The sequence below is a fragment of the Paenibacillus sp. BGI2013 genome, from assembly GCF_002843485.1.
Taxonomy (GTDB): domain Bacteria; phylum Bacillota; class Bacilli; order Paenibacillales; family Paenibacillaceae; genus Paenibacillus; species Paenibacillus amylolyticus.
In genome coordinates, this window is record NZ_PJFA01000001.1 from 404,982 (window position 1) to 427,320 (window position 22,339).

The following is a 22,339-nucleotide window of genomic DNA, read 5'->3' on the forward strand; positions in this document are numbered from 1 at the left end:
TCCGTGAAAAAACTTACAATGAGAAATGCGGTGAACGTATGCACGCCTCTTTCGAAGTGATGCATCAGTCAACCGCCTGTGTTGATAACAAACATTTATTATAGAACATTGGCATCCATATGGAAAGCAGTCCAAGTGTCCAAGGAGGATTTTAGTGGTGAATCTGACCCCTGATGAATATGTAAATCAATTATTTCAAGAGGATGAGCTTTTGCTGAAAGTGAAAGAGGCCATCCGTTCGAACGGTATGCCGGAAGTTTCGGTTGCGGCGGCATATGGACGATTGCTCACGTTTCTAGCGAAGACATCCAAAGCAGAAGCTGCGCTCGAAATCGGCGTGCTGGGCGGTTACAGTGGGATCTGCATTGCGCGTGGTTTGCGTGAGAATGGAACCCTGACTTCGCTGGAACTGAAAGAGGAATATGCGGCAATGGCGCGTGGTCATCTGGAGGAAGGCGGTTTTGGCGAAAAGGTGGAGTACCGCATTGGCCCGGCGGCAGACAGCCTGGAGCAATTGGAGCAGGAAGGTCGCACATTTGATTTCTTCTTTATTGATGCAGATAAGGAGAATTATCCGGTATATCTTGACTATGCCATCAAGCTGGCTCGGCCAGGTGCTGTTATTGTTGGTGATAACTGTTTCCTGCGTGGTCGTACGCTGAATCCGGACAAGCAGGGTCCGGCCGTGCTGGCTGTTCGCCGTTTCAATGAACAGATGGCAAGTGACCCGCGTCTGGTGACGACGATGCTGCCGGATTACGATGGGCTGGTACTTGCTTGGGTGAAGTAAAAGTGGATATTTCCTAAAGATAAAACTCCGATGGAGCACGATCTCACGCTTTTATGTTTGTGAGGGGATCGTGATTCTGTACGGAGTTTTCTGAAAACAAAAAGAAGAGACGACACACCTTGAATCACAGGGAGTATCGTCTCTTTCTTTGTGTTTACAGATATCGTTATAGTAGTTCTATTTATACTTCAGGTGTTCCGTACGTTTCAAACCATTTTTTGATGGTGTCAAAATCATCACTGAAGGACAAACCCAGCATCAATAATACACGAGCTTGTTGTGGACTCAGGTTGTCGCCTGCAATGATACCTTTGCCACCGCCGTACACACTTCCTGAACCCGTCCGAGTGGTGGTCACAAAGATGACACCTTCTTCAATGGCTTTGGTACGAGCTTGTCCCATAGCTCTGGAGATACCGCCAGCTCCGGTACCGGAAGTCACAATTCCTTTGGCACCGCTGCTCACGAATCCTTCAATGGCTCCGCCGCCAGCTTCTTGATATGAGATCGCAATTTCTACTTTGGCCAGATCTGCCTTTGTGATTTTACTTAGATCAAATACGGGCTTCGCTGTGCCTTCAGGTTTCAAGGCACGTGCAGGAGCACGGTAGATTCGAATGTTTTCTTCATCAATATATCCTACAGCTCCGAGCATCGGCGTTTCAAACGTATCTGTTCGATAATCATTTGTCTTGGTTACACCGCGAGCGAGCTGAATTGTGTCATTCAACATGAGTACTGTGCCAAATGAAGTGGTACGACCACTGCCTGCAAGTTTGATGGCGTTGTACAGATTGGCTTGAGCGTCAGAACCGATGACGGTCCATGGACGCATGGAGCCTGTGATCACGACAGGTTTGTCACTCTGAACCGTCATATCGAGGAAATAAGCGATTTCTTCCATTGTATCTGTACCCGTGGTAACGACAACACTGTCATACGTTGCCAGAGCTTTGTCTACCGTCTGCGACAAGTCATAGAGGTCGGTCATGCTATAGGAACCTGAACCTGAGTTTCCGAATTGGAGTGTGCTAACATCAGCAATCTTCTGTTTATCCGGTAAGGCGTCTACCATCTCTCCAATCGGAAGTGTACCTGCCTTGTAATTCTGGAAGCTGGTGGCATCCTCGGATTGACCGGCAATCGTTCCGCCAGTTCCAATCACCAATACATTAGGAAGTGCAGATTGTTTGGAAGAGTCTGGTATTGCAGGAATGGAAGTATTGCGAGCCGGAGTAGTAGTTGCTGTCTGAACAGCACCTGTTGTGCCTTTCACCTCTACCGTAGCTGCGTGTGCGGCGTAGGTTCCAATGGGGGACAACGAGATGGTCAATGCTGTTAAAGCTGCGGTACTCCATACGGCCCAGGGACGAAGATTGGATGTTTTACTCATGAATAGCACTCTCCTTCAAGTAAGTTTGATGTTAAGTTTGTTAAGAAGAATATGTATACCATTTCAAATTGATTGTATTTTATGTTAAGTAATATGACAAATATAGATAACAATAGAGTAATCGGTTACATTCATAGATAATGAGAGTAAAATGATTGTTTATAAGGAATTATGAAAGATTATTCATTTTGGTTAGAGATAGAAAAGAAGCGGTTTTAGTATTTTTGAAGGAAAATAAGCCCTTTTAATGTTAATTAATATTACATAATGAGTCTTTTGTCCTGATAAAATGAAGCATTTTAATAAAAGAATGTCGAATTGGGACTCATATCAGAAGTAGGTAACAGAATGAGAGGATGATAGTAACGCATATTAGGTAATGGGGATCAATTACGGTCTAAAGAGTGGTTTCGTAATAGAGTTATGTTTATAATAGGGGTGATCACCATATGTAAATAAATATATAATATTGATTGGAGGAGAAACGATGAAACAGGCACCGAGAAAGTATGCAAATTACATTCCGATTCGGGAACTGGAGACTTTGGAAGAGAGGTTATCTCCCTTCAAGGTGTATGCAGAACTTCGTGATAACACTCCAGTCCGCTATGATGAGCATCGAGAATGTTGGGATGTTTTTGGTTATGAAGATGTGAAGTATGTTCTGAAAAATCCGAAACTATTCTCTTCTGCACGTGATCGTGCCAATACGAGCATGTTGACGACAGACCCTCCCAAACACAAACAGCTGCGTGATCTGGTGAACCAGGCGTTTACACCCAAGGCAATTGAAGCATTGGCTCCGCGTATTCAGGAAATCACAGATGAGTTAATTGCTCCACACCTGTCAGAAGGACATATGGAACTTATCGATGACCTTGCAACACCATTGCCCGTCATTGTCATTGCGGAATTGATCGGAGTCCCTGCGACGGATCGTCAAAAGTTCAAAGACTGGTCTGATGTATTGGTGAAAGGCGCGCGTGATGATAGTGAGCAGGCCTTCCAGGAGTTATTGGAGGAGAAAAAAAGAAATATGCAGGAGTTGCATATCTATTTCACTGGCATTATGGAAGAACGTCGGTTGCAGCCAAAAGATGATCTGATCTCATTACTGCTTGCTGCGGAGATTGATGGTCAGCAATTGACTTCAGATGAAGTGGTAGGCTTCTGTATTCTCTTACTTGCTGCCGGTAATGAAACAACAACCAACCTGATTACCAATGCGGTTCGTATTCTGTCTGAACAACCCGAGCTACAACAGGAGTTGCGCGAACATCCTGAGCGGATTACTTCTGCGATTGAAGAGACGTTGAGATATTATCCGCCAATTGTGGCGATTGGGCGGGTCGCCAAGGAAACTGTAGAGTTGAATGGTCAGACGATTCAAGCTGGAGAGCAGGTGATTTCCTGGGTTGGAGCAGCCAATCGGGACAGTGCCCAATTTGAAAACCCGGAAGACTTCATCTCTGATCGCAAGCCTAACAGGCATATGGGCTTTGGTTTTGGCATTCATTTTTGTTTGGGTGCACCACTCGCTCGATTGGAGGCAAGGGTAGTTCTTCATACATTGCTTCAGCACATGGGAAACATTCAACTTGTGTCTGGAACGGCTCTGCAACCGATACAAAGTGCTTTTGTATTTGGTGTGAAACATTATCCGATAGAATTCAATCTAATAAATAAATGATGAATGGCGCATGAATGACAAAAGCCGCTCTCAGGCCAATTAGGCGCTGGAAGCGGCTTTTTCAAATGAAAAATTAAGATGGACTATTTAAGAAATGAATAGGGAATCAGGATTCCTGAATAGAAGCAGGTTTGTTATACAATTTGAATCGGACCCAAACCATATTAAGCAGCAGCAGTCCGCCAGAGACGATAAACAGACCTTCGATCCCGATGAATCCTGCCATAAATCCTCCAATGATCGCTCCAAGCATGTTGCCCAGCGCCAGAGTACTCGTATTAAAACTGAATGCACGGCTGATCATGCTATCGGATGTATAGGAACGGATCAGGGCATTAACGCTCGGAAGCAAGCCACCCATGAACACACCCATCATGAAACGAACAAGAATGAGCTGCCACACGGTCTGAACAAATGCCTGCGGAATAAGCATGAGTCCTGTTCCTATGAGAGAGAACGTCAGCACCTTGTGAGGACCAATCCGGTCACTCAGTTTCCCGAGAATCGGAGACATCGCCATATTGGATAGTCCCGTAACTGCACCGACAAGTCCTGCCCAGAAGGCCACATTTACATCCGAAGCATGCAATTTTTGCACATACAGCGGCAAGAGTGACATGGGGCTAATCATCGCAAACTGCAACAGAAACGTCACAGCAAACAGTGCGGGCAGTTGAGGTGACTTGTTCAATTCCTTCAGACCGGACAATACGGATTGTGCCGGCAGTTTGGCTGCTTCTTGACGGTCAAACTTCTCTCTCACCAGGAACATGGCGAGCATGGAAGCAACAAAGATCAGTCCACCTGTAATGTAGAAAATGGGGCGGAAGCCTACCGCATCCGCTAACAAGCCACCAATGAGTGGACCCAGGATGGTGCCGGCAACCTGCCCGGACTGACTGATTCCCATGGCAAAACCCATGCGGTCTTTCGGTGTGGTACCCGATATCAGTGCAACAGCTGCAGGATTGAAACCGGAGATGGTACCGTTAAGCAAACGCAATAAGAGAAGCTGCCAAGGATTCTGTGCCAGACCCATAAGGGCAATTACGATGGCCATCCCGAATCCCGACCGCAGCAGCATAACTTTACGGCCATACTTGTCCGATAACTTGCCCCAGAGCGGTTGGAACAAAAATGAGGTGAGGAAATTGGCTGCAAAAATAAAGCCCGCCCAAATGCCAATTTCATGTTCGCCAACAACACCCAGATCTCTTGCGAGATAAAGAGACAAAAATGGGGTAATCATGGTCATGCCCGAATTGACCAAAAATTGTCCGAACCAAAGCACAATGAGGTTTACTTTCCACGTTTTCAAAGTGCTTTCACTTCCTTTCAAAGATATTTCTGTAATTCTCAAAAAAACACCATTCTTTCATTATAACATAATTGGCATATGAGGGATGGGTGTAAGGAATGTCATAGTATTGTCACGTAGAACGCATCTGCATGTGGTTGTTACGGCTGTTTAAAAAGGGCATAATGGTAATTATGAGTCCAAAAACTATTGGAGGCTTCTTACATGAGCTATAATGATCGACTGATTCGGGCAAGTTTCAAACAACAGGTAGACCGTGTCCCGGTATGGTACATGCGTCAAGCTGGACGTTACGATCCTGAATATCGCAAAATTAAAGAAAAGTACTCCTTGCTAGAAATCTGCAAACAACCCGAGCTGGCGGCTGAAGTTACACTCATGCCGGTACGCAAACTTGGTGTAGATGCGGCTATTTTGTATTCCGATATTATGAATCCGGTTGCCTCTCTGGGCATTGATTTTGACATTGTAAAAAATATTGGTCCAGTTATCGATAATCCTATTCGGTCCGCTGCAGATGTGGATCGGCTGCGTCCCATCGACGTAGAAGGAGATCTGTCACATATTCTGGAAACCATTCGAATTCTGGATAAGGAGCTTGATGTGCCTCTTATTACGTTTGCGGGCGCACCATTCACGATTGCGAGTTATCTGATTGAAGGACGACCTTCGAAAGGGTATATCCGCACCAAAACGATGATGTACAGCGAGCCTGAGGTGTGGCACAAGCTGATGCAGAAGCTTGGTGATATGGTTATTACATATGTCCGTGCGCATATTGCGAATGGCGGTAAGGCATTCCAGTTGTTTGACAGCTGGGTTGGAGCACTTTCTCCCAAAGACTTCAGAACATATGTGTTGCCTACGATTACCCGTATCTTTACCGAATTATCGGATTTGAATGTACCGAAGATTTATTTCCCTGGTGTTGCATCTGGTGAGTTGTTGCCAGCACTGCATAATTTGCAAGCCGATGTGATTGGACTGGACTGGAGAGTATCCATTTCGGAAGGGCGTCAACGTCTTGGCGGCAAATTTGCAGTACAGGGTAACCTGGACCCATATTTGCTGACTGCCCCGATGGAACTGATTAAAGAGCAAGCCAAAGTGATTATTGACGAAGGAATCAAGGAGCCGGGTTATATATTCAACCTCGGACACGGATTATTTCCTGAAGCATCGCTAGAGAAGCTCAGAGAACTAACGGCGTATATTCATGAATATTCTGCCGAAGCAATGAAGACTGGGGTGACGGTAACCAATGACTAATACTGTAGGTGTACTGGTGATGTCGTATGGCACACCGGAAAATATGGAGAGTGTTGAAGCGTATTACACACATATCCGCAGAGGACGTCCGCCTGAACCAGAGCAATTGAAAGAACTGACGGATCGTTATGAAGCCATTGTTGGCGGTGTTTTCCCACTTCGGGAGAACACAGACAATCAGGTCAAGGCCCTTCAAGAGACATTAAACCGCGATGAGCGTGGCACTGATGTGGAATTCCGTTGTTATCAAGGACTGAAGCATGCCTATCCGTTTATTGAGGATGGCGTGGAGCAGATGGCGAAGGATGGAATTCAGACAGCGATTGGTATTGTACTGGCTCCTCATTTTTCCACGATGAGTGTAGGCAGTTATATCAAACGTGCGCGTGAAAAAGCAGAAGAGCTGGGCGTTCATATGTCCTTTATTGAGAGTTATCATCTGCATCCAAAGTTAATTCAGGCGTTGTCCACACGTGTCAGTGCCAAGTTGGATGCGTTCGAAGAAGCTGGAGCAAAACGCGGAGATGTGAAGGTGTTGTTTAGTGCGCACAGTCTGCCGGCGCGTATTGTGGAGATGGGTGATCCATACCCGCAACAATTGCTGGAGACTTCGGAAGTGATTGCATCACGTGTAGGCATAACCAATTGGCAATTTACGTGGCAAAGTGCCGGACGAACAGCTGAGCCTTGGCTTGGACCGGATATTCTGGATACGTTACAGGAGCTTTCTCGTGAACAGGTAGAGGATGTGCTTGTTGCACCAATCGGGTTTGTCTCGGATCATCTCGAAGTGCTCTATGATCTCGATATTGAGGCCAAATCGATTGCCAAAGAGATCGACATGCGCCTGATGCGTATTGATTCTCTCAATAGCGATCCTCTATACATGGAGACCTTAAGCGACGTTATTATAAGCCAATGGCAGCAAGGGTCGGATGAGTAATGGGTGATAAGAAACGCCGTGTTGTTGTTGTCGGCGGTGGCCTTACCGGCCTCAGCGCGGCATTTTATATCCGCAAGCATTACCGGGAAGCAGGAGTTGAACCTGTGATTACTTTGGTCGAGAAAAGCTCGTCCATGGGAGGCATGATTGAGACACTGCACCGGGATGGATTTGTGATTGAAAAAGGGCCCGATTCTTTCCTGGCTCGCAAAACAGCAATGATTGATCTTGCCAAAGAATTGGAGATTGATCATGAATTGGTCAGTCAGAATCCGGAGTCGAAGAAAACGTATATCATGCAGCGTGGCAAGCTTCATCCTATGCCAGCAGGACTTGTTCTCGGTATTCCGACAGAACTAAGACCATTCTTGAGAAGTGGTCTGGTCTCTCCGGCAGGCAAACTGCGGGCGTTGATGGATTTTGTCATCCCGCCGCGTCGTACAACAGAGGATGAATCGCTCGGTTATATGATTGAACGTCGTCTTGGAGCAGAAGTGCTGGAGAACTTGACGGAACCACTGCTCGCAGGAATCTATGCAGGTGATATGCGGCGATTGAGCCTCCAGGCTACTTTCCCGCAGTTCGGAGAAGTAGAGCGCGATTACGGAAGCTTGATCCGGGGCATGATGACGGGTCGCAAACCGGCTGAGACGCATACAGGAACAAAACGAAGTGCCTTTCTGAACTTTCGCCAGGGGTTGCAGAGCCTTGTTCATGCACTCGTCCATGAGTTGCAGGATGTGGATCAACGTCTGAACACTGCGGTGAAGTCGCTGCAACGTCTTGATGGAGCGCAGACCAGATACCGTGTTGAACTTGGTAATGGCGAAATGCTTGAAGCCGATGATGTAGTGGTTACTGTGCCAACGTATGTCGCGTCGGAGCTGCTGAAACCTCACGTGGACACGGCGGCACTGGATGCGATTAACTATGTATCTGTAGCCAATGTGGTGCTTGCTTTTGAGAAAAAAGAGGTCGAGCATGTATTCGATGGATCGGGTTTCCTTGTTCCGCGGAAAGAGGGGCGTAATATTACGGCTTGCACGTGGACATCGACGAAATGGCTGCATACCAGTCCCGATGATAAAGTACTGCTTCGCTGTTATGTTGGTCGCTCCGGTGACGAACAGAACGTAGAGCTTCCGGATGAAGCGCTGACGAATCTCGTTCTCAAGGATCTGAGAGAGACGATGGGTATTGAAGCAGTGCCGATCTTCTCCGAGATTACAAGGCTACGTAAATCCATGCCACAGTATCCGGTGGGACACCTCCAACATATTGCTGCCCTCCGTGAGGAGCTTGGCAGCAAATTACCGGGTGTGTACATTGCAGGTGCAGGTTATGAGGGCGTAGGTTTGCCTGATTGCATCAGACAAGCGAAGGAAATGTCTGTTCAGGCTACACAAGAGCTTGCAGCAGATTAAGTACAGCAAGAGAGCTGTCTCAAACGTAGAATTATCTACTGGAGAGATGGCTTTTTTTATGTGAAGATCTGGAAGCTAACTGAGTTCATACCCTTTCAATCGATACAGTTCCAAGGAATGATGGAAATCCAGAATATGCCTGATATAATGGTATGTATGGCTGTGAAGAAGAAGAGGAGTTGCTTATGTATCCCCCAAGATCAGAGCGAAGTGTAAAGAAGAAAAAAGGTAGTAAACGCACCCGCAATACAATCACAATCATCTGGACAGTTAATATTGTATTGATCATTGCAATTGGTCTGGTGGGCATTTTTTATGTCATTAATACACGTCAGCAACAGGCAGACCAGCCGGTGAAACAAGAAATCGTCGATCAGGATCAGCCTTCCATTGGAGATGATGCCAAAGGCGGGGATCAAGTAAGTTCTCCAGACTCGGAATCCGATGAGACTTCGGAAGAAGAGCCCAAAGCTACGGATGAAGAGACAACAGCGGATGCAGATAAGACATCTGGAGTAGCGACACCTGACACTTCAAGCAATACCAATAGTGAGAAAACAGAATCCGGAACGAAAAAACCTACGGCAGATTCGACACCGTCCGGTACCAAGGGAAATGCAGGTGTGGATCAGGAATCAGGGACGTCGAAACCTTCCAATTCAGCGAAGGATGTCACAATTAACTTTGTTGGTGATATTCAATTTTCGGGCAAAGTTGCTGAACTGCTGGATAAAAACGGTTATGATTATCCCTTTGCCAAACTCGGCAGGTTATTCAAGGATGATGATCTTACCATCGGTAACCTGGAGACACCAATAACTCATGGTGGTACCAGTGCAGCTGACAAAACCTATGTGTACAAATCTTCGCCCAAAGCATTGGCGGCAATGGCCTCTGCGGGTTTTGATGCTGTCAATTTGGCTAACAATCATATTTTGGATCAGGGCGTAGAGGGCTTGGTGGATACGTTAACTTATCTCAAGGAATATGGCATAGCTCACACCGGGGCAGGTATGAACAGGGATGAGGCCTATGCACCAGCATATCTGGAACGCAAAGGCATGAAGATTGCATTGCTTGGGTTCTCCCGAGTTGTACCGGAAACGAGTTGGAAGGCGGAAGGCAATCGGGCTGGCGTGGCTGAAGCCTATGATTCCACAGGAGCAGTCAAAGCGATCCAGGAGGCCCGTAAGAAGGCTGATCTGGTGATCGTGGTTGCACATTGGGGAGAAGAACGTGTAAGTACTCCGAATAGTGACCAGACCCGATTGGCTCATGAGTTTGTAGATGCTGGCGCTGATCTGGTCATAGGTGGTCATCCTCATGTGTTGCAAGGGTTGGAGTACTATAAGGGGAAGTGGATTGCATACAGTACGGGAAATTTCATTTTCTCCAGATCAACAACCGAAGAGACTTGGAAAACGGCGGTATTTCAGGCTCGCTGTAGTCAAGATGCAGCTTGCAGCATGAAAGTTATCCCTTATGAGGCCGGGCTAGGTCAGGCCATTCCAATGATTGATGAGGCGAACAAACTGCTGTTGGAACAGATGGCAAAGCTCTCCCCGGGTATTCGATATGATGGGAATGGAGTCGCTTCGCCTAATTAAAAACCTTTTTGAGGAGGGAATCGAATGAACAACCTTTGTGTAGCACACCGTGGATTTTCTTCTATTGCACCAGAGAATACGATGGCTGCATTCCTGATGGCCATGGAGCGACCTGAAGTTCAGTGGATGGAGCTGGATGTGCAGTTGTCGCGTGATGGTGTACCAGTGGTCATTCATGATTTTACAGTGGATCGCACGACGAATGGCAAGGGTCTGGTTCGGGAAACTGATTGGGCTGATCTGCAACGTCTGGATGCCGGAGCATGGAAAAACAAGTCTTACAAAGGCGAACGGATTCCGGCGCTAAGTGAATTGTTAGATCGCTCGTGCGGCAGAGTACGTTTGAACATTGAACTGAAAACGCAGGGAGACATGTACCCGGGTCTGCCTGCGGCTGTTATACATGAAGTGAGAAAAAGACATATGCAAAATGATGTTGTGATCACATCATTTGAACCAGCCGCTCTGATCGAAGTGAAGAAACTTGCACCGGAGATCCAGACGGGGCTAATTATCGATGCACGACCAGGTGATCTGTTAACCGCGTTGCGGCAGATGAATTGTACATTCCTATCGATTGGATACACCAATGTAGACAAATCCTTAATGAACGAGATGCGGAGTGCAGGTATTCGGGTGATGGCTTGGACAGTGGATGACAAGACCATTATGAAGAAACTGGCGGCAGTTGATCCAGAACTGATGTTATGTACGAACCGTCCTGACGTATGGGAGCTGGCATTTCAGGAGACGAGCAGCCGATTTTTCAGACCTTAACTTTACTATATGCACTAATGAATCCGATAAAGGTGGTAATATACCCATGTTGACTAACATTCGCAATGTATACTGTGTAGGACGCAATTATAAACTTCATGCGGAAGAATTGGGTAACGCGGTTCCGGATGAGCCAATGATCTTTATGAAACCTTCCCATGCAGTCGTGCCCTTGAATGGTGAAACCCTTGGATTGCCTGCTACCAAGGGTGAAGTTCACTATGAAGCTGAATTGGTCGTGCAAATCGGCCGGAGTTATGAGCCAGGTATGGCGGTAGATGAGCTGGTGGATGCGTATGCATTTGGTATTGATTTTACGTTACGTGACGTACAGACCGTGATTAAGAAAAAAGGCCACCCGTGGACAGCGGCCAAAGGGTTCAAAAATTCCGCTCCGGTTACTGCATTTCAGGCATTCCCGGGTGCGGCAGCATTACTGGAGAAAGACTTTACATTGACCAAAAATGGTGAGGAAGTCCAGCGTGGTAATATTCGTAACATGATCTTTAGTTTACAGGATATTGTGGATTATGTAGGTCATCATTACGGCTTGGGGCCGGGCGATGTCATTTTTACAGGAACACCGGAAGGTGTTGGACCAACACAAGCAGGAGATGTGCTCGAACTGGCATGGGACGGCGAATCCTTGGGTGCCTGCACGATTGGGGCAGTGCAATAAGGATTACACATCATACCTGCTTGAAATGAATAGGTTACAAGAAAGGGGCGTGTATACGCTCCTTTTTGTCGTGCTATCGTGGATATATGTTTATACCTTCATCGTACGGATACGCTACTAATTTACGCCAAGCTGTATGCTGTGTTTGCGCTCTGTGTGACCAACTCTTCCAGTTCAGCTTGTTGTGCAGCATGTTGCTCCGAACTGATACTTCCACTTGCGAGCCGTTCATCCAACTGCTCTCTGAGCTGTCTTACTTGAATAGCAATGACCTCATCCAAATTCCCGTTATTTTCTTCCGTAATCGTCCTCAGTGATTTGCCGCTGTACAGTTCTTGATAGAGATCCGCTTCTGAAGCCTGATTCAGAGCGTCGAGCAGCTCATCACTGCTTCCCTCACGAGTGTCCAAGTCAACGATGGACCATTTAGCAGTAGGTATGGGAGAGATGGCGGATTGGCCCCATGCTGTTCCAGCGAAGGACATAGTGACAATCATTGTGCCTATAATAATGACTCTTTTCATATTCATATGGATAATCCTCATTTCTGTAGTTGAGTACGAACTGAATCGTAGCTTGTCGTTGATGTAGTTGTAGATGTTTCGATCTGAGAATAGTGTAAACGGGAAACCTGAAGTGAAACTTAAAACAGGATAAGTAATTTCAAACCGGCGGGTAATGACTGTAAAAGTAGATCTATATTTTAATTCTCACTTGACAGGTTGGGTTAGTTGGTTATATGATAATCTCAATTATTTTAATACTCATTAAATGAACAGTGAACTAATTTGAACTGAAAACTGCATTGAGCTGATTGGACCACCAAAGGCTCCCGGGACTACTCCTCTAAGGAATGTCCTCGGGGGCCTTTTTTTGTATCTTTATTGAAGCTTCAAACGATCAAGGAGGTTATGAAATGAGTGATAGAGACTGGGAAGCGTTGGAGCGGACGGATTGGTTATTTCGCAAAATGGTCAGACGATTTGTCAAAGAGCGGGATCGCATCTCTGTAGAAGGTATCAGCCTGCCAGGCATGCTTATCCTGCACAAAATCATTCGTGAGGGAGAACAGCGGCTTGGAGATCTGGCAGAACAGTTGGACTTTACATCCGGTGCCATTACTGCTCTAACCGATAAGTTGGAAAAAAAGGGACTCACCATCCGCAGACGAAAGGAAGACGATCGCCGGACGGTTTTACTGGACATCACATCCAGCGGGCGGGAGATGTATGCGAGAAACAGCAACATCGGTGCCCGATGTATCACGCTTCTGTTTGAGGGTTTTACGAGTGAGGAACTGGAGCAGCAAAGTCAATTCTACGAGCGGGTAGTAGCGAATCTGGAGGGATTCTCGGACACGGTGCTGGAATTGGCGGAGAGCAACGGGATACAAGAACATAATCGGTCCTCCACAAGTGACCTTGAGCAGAAGCAGCGGGACAATACCGGGAAGAGGAACTATCTCAGTTATTGAGGTTGGGTCAATGTAACGACATTTTGATATACCACAAACATTCTAGGGAGAGATGATCAATGGGACACTCAACAATATATCCAACTGGAGCGACGTTATACAATCCGGATAAGGCTTGGGGCGGTTATACCGTTTATCAGGCAGGTGAAGAAGGCGTAGTATTGATCGATATGAATGGCAAGGAGGTTCACCTGTGGAAAGGATTGTTAGGTTTTCCGGCCAAAATATTACCTGGCGGCTACGTGCTGGGCAGCACGGGTCGGAGAGATCCGAAGTTCGGTATTCAGGATAATGTCGATCTGGTCCAAGTGGATTGGGACGGCAACATTGTATGGAAATACAATAGCTACGAACACATCGAAGATCCGGGGTATGAGCCACTATGGTATGCCCGCCAGCATCATGATTATCAGCGTGAGGGGAATCCGGTAGGTTATTATGCACCTGGCCTTGCGCCAAAGACGAAGAGTGGTAAAACACTTATTCTGGCACACAAAAATGTGAGTAACCCGCAAATTTCAGATAAGCCATTGCTTGATGATGCCATTATCGAAGTCGATTGGGAGGGGGAGGTACTCTGGGAGTGGCTGCCTAACGAACATTTTGAAGAATTAGGTTTTGATGAAGCTGCTCGAAATGTCCTGTTCCGTGATCCGAATACACGTTCTTTCGGTCATATGGGTGTTGGTGTTGGTGACTGGTTACATATTAATTCTGCTTCTTATGTCGGACCCAACCGTTTCTATGAAGAAGGAGACGAACGGTTCCACCCCGACAATATTATCTGGGATGCCAGAGAGGCCAACATTATCGCCATTACAGACAGACAGAGTGGAAAGATCGTGTGGAGATTAGGGCCAGACTATACTTCACCTGAAGTGAAACACATCGGCACAATTATCGGGCAGCATCATGCACATATTATTCCCCAAGGTCTACCGGGTGAAGGGAATTTGCTCGTATTCGACAATGGCGGGTGGGCAGGTTACGGCCTTCCAAATCCGGCTTCTCCATTTGGATTGAAACATGCGATTCGGGATCACTCCCGTGTACTGGAGATTAACCCGGTCACCCTGGAGATTGTCTGGCAATATACCTCGGCAGAAGCAGGTTTCTCGGTTCCGACGGATTCTTATAAATTTTATAGCCCATACATCAGTTCCGCCCAGCGTTTACCTAACGGCAACACCCTAATAACCGAGGGTTCCAATGGCAGATTGTTCGAAGTGACAGCGGAGCATGAGCTGGTATGGGAGTATGTTTCTCCTTACACCGATGGGCGGAATACCAATATGGTCTATCGCTCGTATCGAGTTCCTTATCAGTGGGTTCCACAGTTGGAGAAACCGCAGGAAGTTGCGATCGAAGCTATTGATGTCTCTACCTACAGGGTCCCGGGAGCAGCACCCAAAGGTTCTGCATCCATCGTGAGCGTAGAGACAACTCTTCCATTTGTGGAGGGTGCAGCCTGTGTGGCAACGTCGGATGAAGGCAAGTCAGGCGGCTAGGCGTCAAGAATCATGATTAGATCGAATGGGGTGTATATTGTGAGAAAACCATCCATAGTAACCGGCATATTGATATTATTTCTGGCTACGGCACTCCTATTATCCGGGTGCAGTTCAAACGCAGCAGGATCTGGAGCAAAAGACGCTACCGGCAAGAATACCGATAATGTAAAAATTCGAATCGCAGATACAAGTACGAACCCAACGTTCAGGGTAGCCATTGCCAAAGGTTTTTTTGAAAACAGGGGCATTGATGCAGAGAGTATTACGTTTGGCTCACCAGCTGAAGGTGTAAATGCACTATTTATCAAACAGGTAGATATTGCGTACGGGGCGGACTTCCCTGTATTAAATGCTTTGTCTAAAGGGGAATATTCAGCCATCGCTTCTGCAGGCCAGACTACGGATGAAGCGGCAGCCGCCTGGAAGCTGTATGCAAGGGAGGATATTCAGAGTGGAGCGGATTTGAAGGGCAAGAAAGTGAGTTTCATTCGAGGCACATTTATTCCGTATCTATGGGATGAATATTTGAAAGATCAGGGGGTGGCGCTGAGTGATGTGACGCAAATTGGTCAGGGGGCTTTTGATGAGGCCTACATCGCACTGAAACAGGGAGACCTTGATGCCGCTTGGGTCATAGGTTCCGCGTTAACCGATAAATTCGATGCACTCGAAGGAGTACATCAGCTGACGGATATGTCTCAGACGCCTATACGCCTTGGTATGGGACTGGTATCAAGTAATGAATTCATCCAGGCAAACCCTGAAAAGATCAGTGACTTCCTTGCGGCGCTGGATGAAGCATCCACGTATGCTCAAGCGCATCCTGAAGAGGTTGCCGATCTGATGTATCAAGAGACCAAACAGCCTAAAGATGCCACATTGAAAGACCTTCCGATCAATCCATGGGAAGTTGGATTTACGCAGGCTGCTTATGATAGTTTGGCAGGTCAGAAGCAATATATGGTGGACACTGGAATCATCGAACAGGATTTTGATCTCGACACCAAACTCGATCTGACTTCTCTCCAGCAGGCTCTGCCGGAAAAAGTGACATTTAGTAAATAATTCTTATGGAAATGGGAGGTGTCCGTTATGTCCTTACCTGCAACTCAGCATACCATTCATATTGAACAGCTTCGGAAAACGTATCATGCCCCGACCAATGGGGATGTGCATTATATCATTAAGGATGTCGATCTGGTTATCAAGGGAGGAGAGTTCTTTGTCCTGCTTGGTCCCAGTGGGTGTGGGAAGTCAACGTTGCTGAATATGATCGCTGGCTTTATCTCCAAGTCAGGCGGACAGCTCAAGGTAGACAACAAGGAGATCGACAGACCGGGCAGGGATCGGGCGATGGTGTTCCAGCAGGCGGATTCTTCTCTCTTTCCATGGCTAACTGTGAGGGAAAATGTTGAATTCGGACTTCGAATGTCCAAGGTGTCTAAGACAAAACGACGTGAGATCTCTGATCGATACATTCAGCTTGTTGGATTGAGTGCTCATGAGGGGAAATTTCCGAAAGAACTCTCGGGTGGCATGAAGCAGCGGGTCCAATTGGCCCGGGTACTTGCGAATGACTCGGCGATCTTGCTGATGGATGAGCCATTCGGTGCGCTGGACGCAATGACGCGGCGGACCATGCAGAAAGAACTGGTTAAAATTTGGAAAGAAACACATAAAACCGTTATCTTTGTCACTCACGATATTCAGGAGGCGTTATTGCTTGGTGAGCGCATAGGCATTATGTCTGTAGGTCCATCTTCGAATATAACGGATATTTACCACAACAACTTACCTTACCCGAGGAACATCGCCTCGTCTGAGTTCAACACCCTGTATGACCGAATTCAAGGCCACTTTGAAGAATAATTGAGGTGATATACAAGATGAAATGGTTGGAGAAAAAATGGGTGTCTATCCCGCTTCTATGGGTAACGGTCATCTTAATCTGGCAGCTTGGTGCCCTCATCTATGGGCCTGACGTAATCCCTGGTCCGTGGCACACGATCCTGGGAGCACGCGAACTGATAGCTGACGGTACGCTGATGGAGTATATCGGAATCAGCTTCACTCGTGTACTGGCGGGCTGGGTACTCGGAAGCATCATTGCTATTCCGGTAGGGCTGATTATTGGCAAAGTTCATCTCATCCGGCTGTTCGCGGAACCGTTCCTTAACTTTATACGTTTTATCCCGCCGATCGCCTTTATTACCTTATTTCTGGTGTGGTTCGGAATTGGTGAGCAATCCAAGATCGCGCTCATTATGTATGCAACCTTCTTCATTGTTGTATTGAATACACTGACAGGTGTACTCTCCGTTGAAGAAGACAAAATCCGTTCGGCCCGCAGTATGGGAGCCAATGAACGGCAGATTCTGCTGCATGTGATTGTTCCGGCGACAACCCCGTATATCTTCACAGGTGTGCGACTGGCGATGGGAACCTCGTATATGGCCATAATCGGTGCTGAGATGATTGCCTCGAATGAGGGAGTGGGTTACTTAATCTGGAACTCCAGACTCTTTTTCCGAACAGATTGGATCTTTGTCGGGCTGATTTCCCTGGGTTTTATGGGATTCCTGACGGATCGATTGTTCAACTGGTTTGGTCGCAGAGTACTCTACCGATATGGGGTCATTGGAGGAGCGAAGCGGGCCTGAAACAGAACTTGGGAACACCGAATTCCAGACGTTACTTGAAAAGGGAAGTTATCTTGTTTTTAACGTTTGATCAATAACCTGTTTTGGCACTTCTACACGAGGCCAAAACAGGTTTTTTGTGTGCTGGCGTAAGGAGTTTCGGCATTGGGATCAAACCGTGGTATAATTGAATTTCAAAAATACAATAAACGTCATGCGGGCTGTACATACGCTGCATGCAGGAGACATTATGGATTGGATTATTGGCGCCGTATGCGCTTCTATGGTGGCAGGTGCTGCCTATGCGAAAAAGTCGCTAACCTTGTCTGGCTGCCTGGCAGCCATCATGATGGGAACGATATATTACGGAGCGGGTAACCTGTTCTGGTTTGGCACGTTATTGTTGTTTTTCATTACTTCAACGTTGCTCTCCAGGTTTCGTAAAGATCGGAAGCAGGAGCTGGAGAAATCCTATGCCAAGTCAGGAAATCGGGATGCTGGGCAAGTGATGGCTAATGGTGGAATGGGCATGTTCCTATGTCTGGGATACTGGATATTTCCACATCCGGCATGGGTATATGCTTTCATTGGTGTAATGGCTACCGTTACATCGGATACATGGGCAACCGAAATTGGGAGTCTCAGTCGCAAGCCGCCGCGCTCTGTGCTCACGTGGAAGGTACTTACGCCAGGTGCTTCAGGAGGTGTTTCACTTCTTGGCACCGTGGCTGCAGCCGTAGGCGGGGCTCTGATTGGTGCGGGAGCATTCTTGTTTTCCTGGATCGCCGGGATAGAAGGGCTTAGTCTGTTTAGTTGGACTTTTGTCGGTCTTGCAGGCGGGTTGGCAGGGGCTTTTGCCGATTCCTATCTGGGCGCAACTGTGCAGATGATGTATCGTTGTACTGTGTGTGGCCGTGAAGTTGAGGTACATGAACATTGCGGGCATCCAACGGTGCGGGCTCGTGGCTGGGCATGGATGAGTAACGACCTGGTGAACGTGCTTAGCTCGGTGATCGGCGGATGTGTGGCGATTGGTTTAGGTAACATTTTGGCGTTGTAGGGGGGAGTACATTTTGAGCACTGTACAGGGAGACAAATCGGAGGCTATTTTGGATGCGGCCTATGGTATTTTTGGCTCGAAAGGTTTTTATGAGACCAAAATGTCTGATATTGCAGACGAAGCCGGCATCGCAAAAGGCACCATTTATTTATATTTCAAAAGCAAGGAACAATTATTTATCGCAGTATCCAAGCGGGATTGTAACAGTTTTATCAGCCGTCTTGAATATGCTTTGAACTCGTATGAGAACACAGGTGATAAACTTGGAGCAATAGCCAAGACCCACCTTACGTATTATTATGAGCGTCGCAATCATACCAAGCTCTTTTTTATGGCACCCAATAATGATCCGGATCTGATGAAATTCATGAAGGCATTCATGAATCAATACATGAGTATGGTGTGTGAGGTACTGGAGAGTGCAAGTGTACCTGAGCCTGTATTGCTCGCTGAAGCATATATCGGAATTCTGGACCGGCTGAAGATGGATATCATGTTGAATCCGGAGTTTAATGAGGAACATCTGAACAAACGAATTGCTTTTGCAGCAGCGTTGTTTCTGGATGGATGCCGTTCTTTTTTACAAGTTTAAAGTAAGTGCGCGGATGTACGTAATATTGAATTTTAATTCACAGAGAAGTGGGTACGAGCAATGAACATAATGACGGTAGAACAAATTGCAAAAAGTTATGGTGAAAAAATATTGTTCAAGGATGCTTCATTTGGTATGGCTGATCAGGACAAGATTGGTGTCGTTGGGGTAAATGGAACCGGTAAATCCACGTTTTTGCGTGTGATATCGGGTATGGAACCCGCAGATGCGGGACAGATCTCCATCGGTAATGACGTACGTATTCAGTTCCTGGCGCAAAATCCGGATATCAATCCGGATAATACGGTACTGCAACAAGTATTCGAAGGTGACAGCATGGAAATGAAAACCGTGCGTGAATATACGGAAACGATGGAATTATTGGAACTGAATTCGTCCGATCCAGCGTTGCAAGAGCGATTATTACGTTTGAATCAGCAAATGGAGCAGCTTCAGCTCTGGCAGATGGAGAGTGAAGCGAAGAGCATTTTGTCCAAATTGGGTATTCGTCAATTCGATGCACTGATGGGCACATTGTCTGGTGGACAACGCAAAAGGGTAGCACTTGCTGCTGCGCTGATTCATCCTTGTGAACTGCTCATTCTGGATGAGCCGACGAACCATATTGATAACGATTCGGTCGTTTGGTTGGAGCAGTACTTGCAGAAGCGCCGCGGCGCACTGCTTATGATTACGCATGATCGGTATTTCCTGGATCGTGTGGCGAATGTCATGCTGGAATTGGATCATGGACGTTTGTTCCGATACGAAGCGAACTATACACGTTTCCTGGAACTGAAAGCGGAGCGCGAAGAACGGGAAGCTTCTTCCGAACAGAAACGCAAGAACTTGCTTCGGACAGAGCTCGCATGGATTCGTCGTGGTGCCAAGGCACGGACGACAAAACAAAAAGCGAGAATTGATCGCTTCGAACAACTCAAAGACCAACAAGGAGTCCAGCGCTCGGGTTCATTGGAAGTATCCGTTGGCTCCACTCGTTTGGGTAAAAAGATTCTGGAGATCGAGCATCTTTCCAAATCCGTGGGTGGCCGCACGCTGATCGAAGATCTGAGTTATATTGCCGTACCTGGAGATCGGGTAGGGATTGTCGGACCGAACGGTAGTGGTAAGTCCACGTTGCTTCAGATGATATCTGGCAAGCTGGAACCTGATGCAGGTGTGGTTGACGTTGGTCCTACGGTCAATCTGGGTTATTTCACACAGGAACATCAGGAGATGGACGAATCTCTTCGTGTGATTGAGTACATCAAGGAAGTGGCCGAGAATGTGAAAACAGCTGATGGCTCTCTGATTACAGCATCCCAGATGCTGGAGCGGTTCCTGTTTACTCCGGCATCCCAGTGGACGCCAATCTCCCGTCTTTCTGGTGGAGAGAAGCGTCGTCTGTATCTGCTGCGTGTGCTGATGGCTGCTCCGAATGTATTGCTGCTGGATGAGCCGACGAATGATCTGGACATCCAGACACTCGCTGTACTGGAAGACTACCTGGATGATTTCCCCGGTGTTGTCTTTGTCGTATCCCATGATCGCTATTTCCTTGATCGTACTGTGGATAAAGTATTGTCTTTTGAGGGCAACGGTGCTGTACGTGTACACGTCGGCGACTACAGTGAATATGCGGAATGGATGCTGAAAAATGCACCCGGAGTTACTCAAGAGAGTGACACAGGAGCGGCGAAGGTGAAGCAGTCATCGGAGAAAACGACTCCTGCTGTGTCAGCGGCTAAACCGAAGTTGAAATTCAGCTTCAAGGAGCAACGTGAATACGACCAGATTGATGAAAATATTGAGAAGGCTGAAGCCAATCTTGTCCGGATTAACAAAGAGATGGAAGAGTCGTTTAGTGATTCTGCCCGTCTGCAGGAGTTGATGGCGGAGCAGGTTGAGGCTGAACGTCATCTGGATGAATTGATGGAACGCTGGACCGTTCTGAATGAACTTGCAGAGCAGATTGAACAGAGCAAGTCTTGATTTATAACTAAACATCGCCCTTTCTTCTACAGTGACTTTATGTCGCATAGGAGGAGAGGGCGTTTTTTGTCTGCAAATTTGCGCATTAAAGTGAAACGTTCTGTATGTTCATAACGTTTTATAAGTAAAGAATTCCATAGAAGGGAGAGAACACCACACTTATGTATAAGGAAATTAATGAACAATTGGCAGTGCTCAAGGAAAAGGGGAGAATTTACGAGAAATGGACCAAACGTCTGGAGAAGCTTCAAACGGAGGAAAGCGAATGGGAAGCAAAGGTGAAACGTCGTCTGGAGCATCTCCAGAAGGAGCAGAAGGACGTTGATCGACTGAACAGTATGACATTGTCGGCATTTTTCTATCAACTGATAGGCAAGAAAACAGAGCGTCTGGAGAAAGAAGAGCTGGAACTGATGGAGAGCAAGGCTGCATACGACACCGCTTGTCGCATGTTACAAGACGTACAGGAGCAACGAATTCATGTGGAGCAGGAGTTGGAGGGCGGGCGGCAGTATCAGTACTGGCAGAGCGACTACAACGCGCTGTGGGGGAAGAAGGAAGGTCGTCTGCTGGACCAGGATGCGGAATTGCAACACATGGCTGAGAATCGGGAACATCTGGCGAGTGAGCTTCAGGAACTGGATGAAGCTTTCCGGGAGGGAGAATACCTGCTCTATGCTCTTGAACGTGCCGAGAAGGCTTTGTCTTCGGCAGGTAATTGGGGTGTATATGACATGATGGGTGGTGGAGTGATCTCCACACATATCAAGCGAGGACGAATGGATGACGCTCAGGTCGCCATCATGGATGCAGGTAAGCGTCTACGACGTTTTCAGAAGGAACTGGAGGATGTAGAGATGGCAGTACACGCCGATCTGCATCTGGGAGGTCTGCTTTCATTCGCAGACTATTTCTTCGATAACCTCTTCGTGGACTGGATGGTTCAAGACAAAATTCGCAAAGCCGAACGTCAGGTGAAGGATGGACTGAGTGCGGTTCGGAAGACCATGCATGTGTTAAGAAATGAAATGCGTGACCATAAGGCAGAGTTAGAGATATTGGATCGTAAGTATCATGCATATGTGGAACAGGCAGATTAAGAGATATGACAACAAAGGCCCCTTCCAAGCACAACGAATTGCTGTGCTTGGAAGGGGCCTTGTTGGTTAGACGAGACATAT

Annotated in this window: 20 protein-coding genes; 17 read left to right on the forward strand and 3 right to left on the reverse strand. The window is 47.0% G+C overall.

All coding sequences use genetic code 11. The annotated features are described in order from the left end of the window. The first annotated feature begins 157 nt into the window (after positions 1–157). Positions 158–790 (forward strand): O-methyltransferase, encoded by a 633-nt coding sequence (locus tag CXK86_RS01810; protein ID WP_036670998.1) that lies wholly within the window; start codon positions 158–160, stop codon positions 788–790. Positions 791–971: 181 nt separating this feature from the next. Here CXK86_RS01810 and CXK86_RS01815 read toward each other — a convergent pair whose 3' ends face one another. After that, a complete protein-coding gene (locus CXK86_RS01815; protein ID WP_047842361.1) occupies positions 972–2,183 on the reverse strand; it encodes an asparaginase in 1,212 nt (403 codons plus the stop codon). Between the two features lie 487 nt (positions 2,184–2,670). Here CXK86_RS01815 and CXK86_RS01820 point away from each other — a divergent pair, with 487 nt between their 5' ends. Then, positions 2,671–3,873: a cytochrome P450 gene (locus tag CXK86_RS01820; protein WP_076249917.1), complete on the forward strand. Its 1,203-nt coding sequence runs from the start codon at positions 2,671–2,673 to the stop codon at positions 3,871–3,873. A 106-nt stretch (positions 3,874–3,979) separates the two neighbouring features. On the opposite strand, the gene CXK86_RS01825 is transcribed toward CXK86_RS01820, so the two are convergent. Next, positions 3,980–5,191 (reverse strand): MFS transporter, encoded by a 1,212-nt coding sequence (locus CXK86_RS01825; protein ID WP_076249916.1) that lies wholly within the window; start codon positions 5,189–5,191, stop codon positions 3,980–3,982. Positions 5,192–5,395: 204 nt separating this feature from the next. On the opposite strand from CXK86_RS01825, the gene hemE reads away from it, so the two are divergent. From hemE to CXK86_RS01855, 6 genes are all read left to right on the forward strand, one after another. Then, complete coding sequence (gene hemE, locus CXK86_RS01830) at positions 5,396–6,460, forward strand: uroporphyrinogen decarboxylase (protein WP_074094433.1); 1,065 nt, start codon at positions 5,396–5,398, stop codon at positions 6,458–6,460. Next, complete coding sequence (hemH, locus tag CXK86_RS01835; RefSeq protein WP_036609705.1) at positions 6,453–7,403, forward strand: ferrochelatase; 951 nt, start codon at positions 6,453–6,455, stop codon at positions 7,401–7,403. The genes hemE and hemH overlap by 8 nt, the downstream gene beginning before the upstream one ends. Next, positions 7,403–8,827 carry a protoporphyrinogen oxidase gene (gene hemY / locus CXK86_RS01840; protein ID WP_047842365.1) on the forward strand — a complete coding sequence of 475 codons (1,425 nt, stop codon included), beginning with the start codon at positions 7,403–7,405 and terminating at the stop codon, positions 8,825–8,827. Before hemH ends, hemY begins: the two co-directional genes overlap by 1 nt. Before the next feature lie 185 nt (positions 8,828–9,012). Continuing rightward, on the forward strand, positions 9,013–10,434 hold the full coding sequence (locus CXK86_RS01845) for a CapA family protein (protein ID WP_076249915.1): 1,422 nt from the start codon (positions 9,013–9,015) through the stop codon (positions 10,432–10,434). 24 nt (positions 10,435–10,458) lie between these two features. Beyond that, positions 10,459–11,211, forward strand: coding sequence for a glycerophosphodiester phosphodiesterase (locus tag CXK86_RS01850; RefSeq protein ID WP_047842367.1), 753 nt, complete (start codon positions 10,459–10,461; stop codon positions 11,209–11,211). Positions 11,212–11,257: 46 nt separating this feature from the next. Then, the gene (locus tag CXK86_RS01855) at positions 11,258–11,890 is read left to right on the forward strand and encodes a fumarylacetoacetate hydrolase family protein (protein WP_076249914.1); all 633 of its coding nucleotides are present in this window, start codon (positions 11,258–11,260) and stop codon (positions 11,888–11,890) included. 122 nt (positions 11,891–12,012) lie between these two features. Here the strand turns inward: CXK86_RS01855 and CXK86_RS01860 are convergent, their stop codons facing one another. Continuing rightward, complete coding sequence (locus CXK86_RS01860) at positions 12,013–12,420, reverse strand: hypothetical protein (protein ID WP_076249913.1); 408 nt, start codon at positions 12,418–12,420, stop codon at positions 12,013–12,015. A 386-nt stretch (positions 12,421–12,806) separates the two neighbouring features. Here CXK86_RS01860 and CXK86_RS01865 point away from each other — a divergent pair, with 386 nt between their 5' ends. The 9 genes from CXK86_RS01865 to CXK86_RS01905 all read left to right on the forward strand — a co-directional run bounded on the left by CXK86_RS01865 (position 12,807) and on the right by CXK86_RS01905 (position 22,258). After that, positions 12,807–13,364, forward strand: a complete 558-nt coding sequence (locus CXK86_RS01865) for a MarR family winged helix-turn-helix transcriptional regulator (protein WP_076249912.1) — start codon at positions 12,807–12,809, stop codon at positions 13,362–13,364. Between the two features lie 59 nt (positions 13,365–13,423). Then, positions 13,424–14,872, forward strand: coding sequence for an aryl-sulfate sulfotransferase (locus CXK86_RS01870; RefSeq protein WP_101313392.1), 1,449 nt, complete (start codon positions 13,424–13,426; stop codon positions 14,870–14,872). A gap of 12 nt (positions 14,873–14,884) precedes the next feature. Further along, positions 14,885–15,940: an ABC transporter substrate-binding protein gene (locus CXK86_RS01875; protein ID WP_101313393.1), complete on the forward strand. Its 1,056-nt coding sequence runs from the start codon at positions 14,885–14,887 to the stop codon at positions 15,938–15,940. A 27-nt stretch (positions 15,941–15,967) separates the two neighbouring features. Continuing rightward, positions 15,968–16,744 (forward strand): ABC transporter ATP-binding protein, encoded by a 777-nt coding sequence (locus CXK86_RS01880; RefSeq protein WP_076249909.1) that lies wholly within the window; start codon positions 15,968–15,970, stop codon positions 16,742–16,744. Between the two features lie 17 nt (positions 16,745–16,761). Further along, entirely contained in the window at positions 16,762–17,535 is a 774-nt protein-coding gene (locus CXK86_RS01885; RefSeq protein ID WP_076249908.1) for an ABC transporter permease, read from the forward strand. Positions 17,536–17,764: 229 nt separating this feature from the next. After that, the gene (locus CXK86_RS01890; protein WP_036609682.1) at positions 17,765–18,574 is read left to right on the forward strand and encodes a DUF92 domain-containing protein; all 810 of its coding nucleotides are present in this window, start codon (positions 17,765–17,767) and stop codon (positions 18,572–18,574) included. Positions 18,575–18,587: 13 nt separating this feature from the next. After that, positions 18,588–19,166 (forward strand): TetR/AcrR family transcriptional regulator, encoded by a 579-nt coding sequence (locus CXK86_RS01895; RefSeq protein ID WP_036609680.1) that lies wholly within the window; start codon positions 18,588–18,590, stop codon positions 19,164–19,166. Positions 19,167–19,226: 60 nt separating this feature from the next. Next, positions 19,227–21,158, forward strand: coding sequence for an ABC-F family ATP-binding cassette domain-containing protein (locus CXK86_RS01900; RefSeq protein WP_076249907.1), 1,932 nt, complete (start codon positions 19,227–19,229; stop codon positions 21,156–21,158). A gap of 161 nt (positions 21,159–21,319) precedes the next feature. Then, positions 21,320–22,258: a hypothetical protein gene (locus CXK86_RS01905; RefSeq protein WP_101313394.1), complete on the forward strand. Its 939-nt coding sequence runs from the start codon at positions 21,320–21,322 to the stop codon at positions 22,256–22,258. Positions 22,259–22,339: the final 81 nt, after the last annotated feature.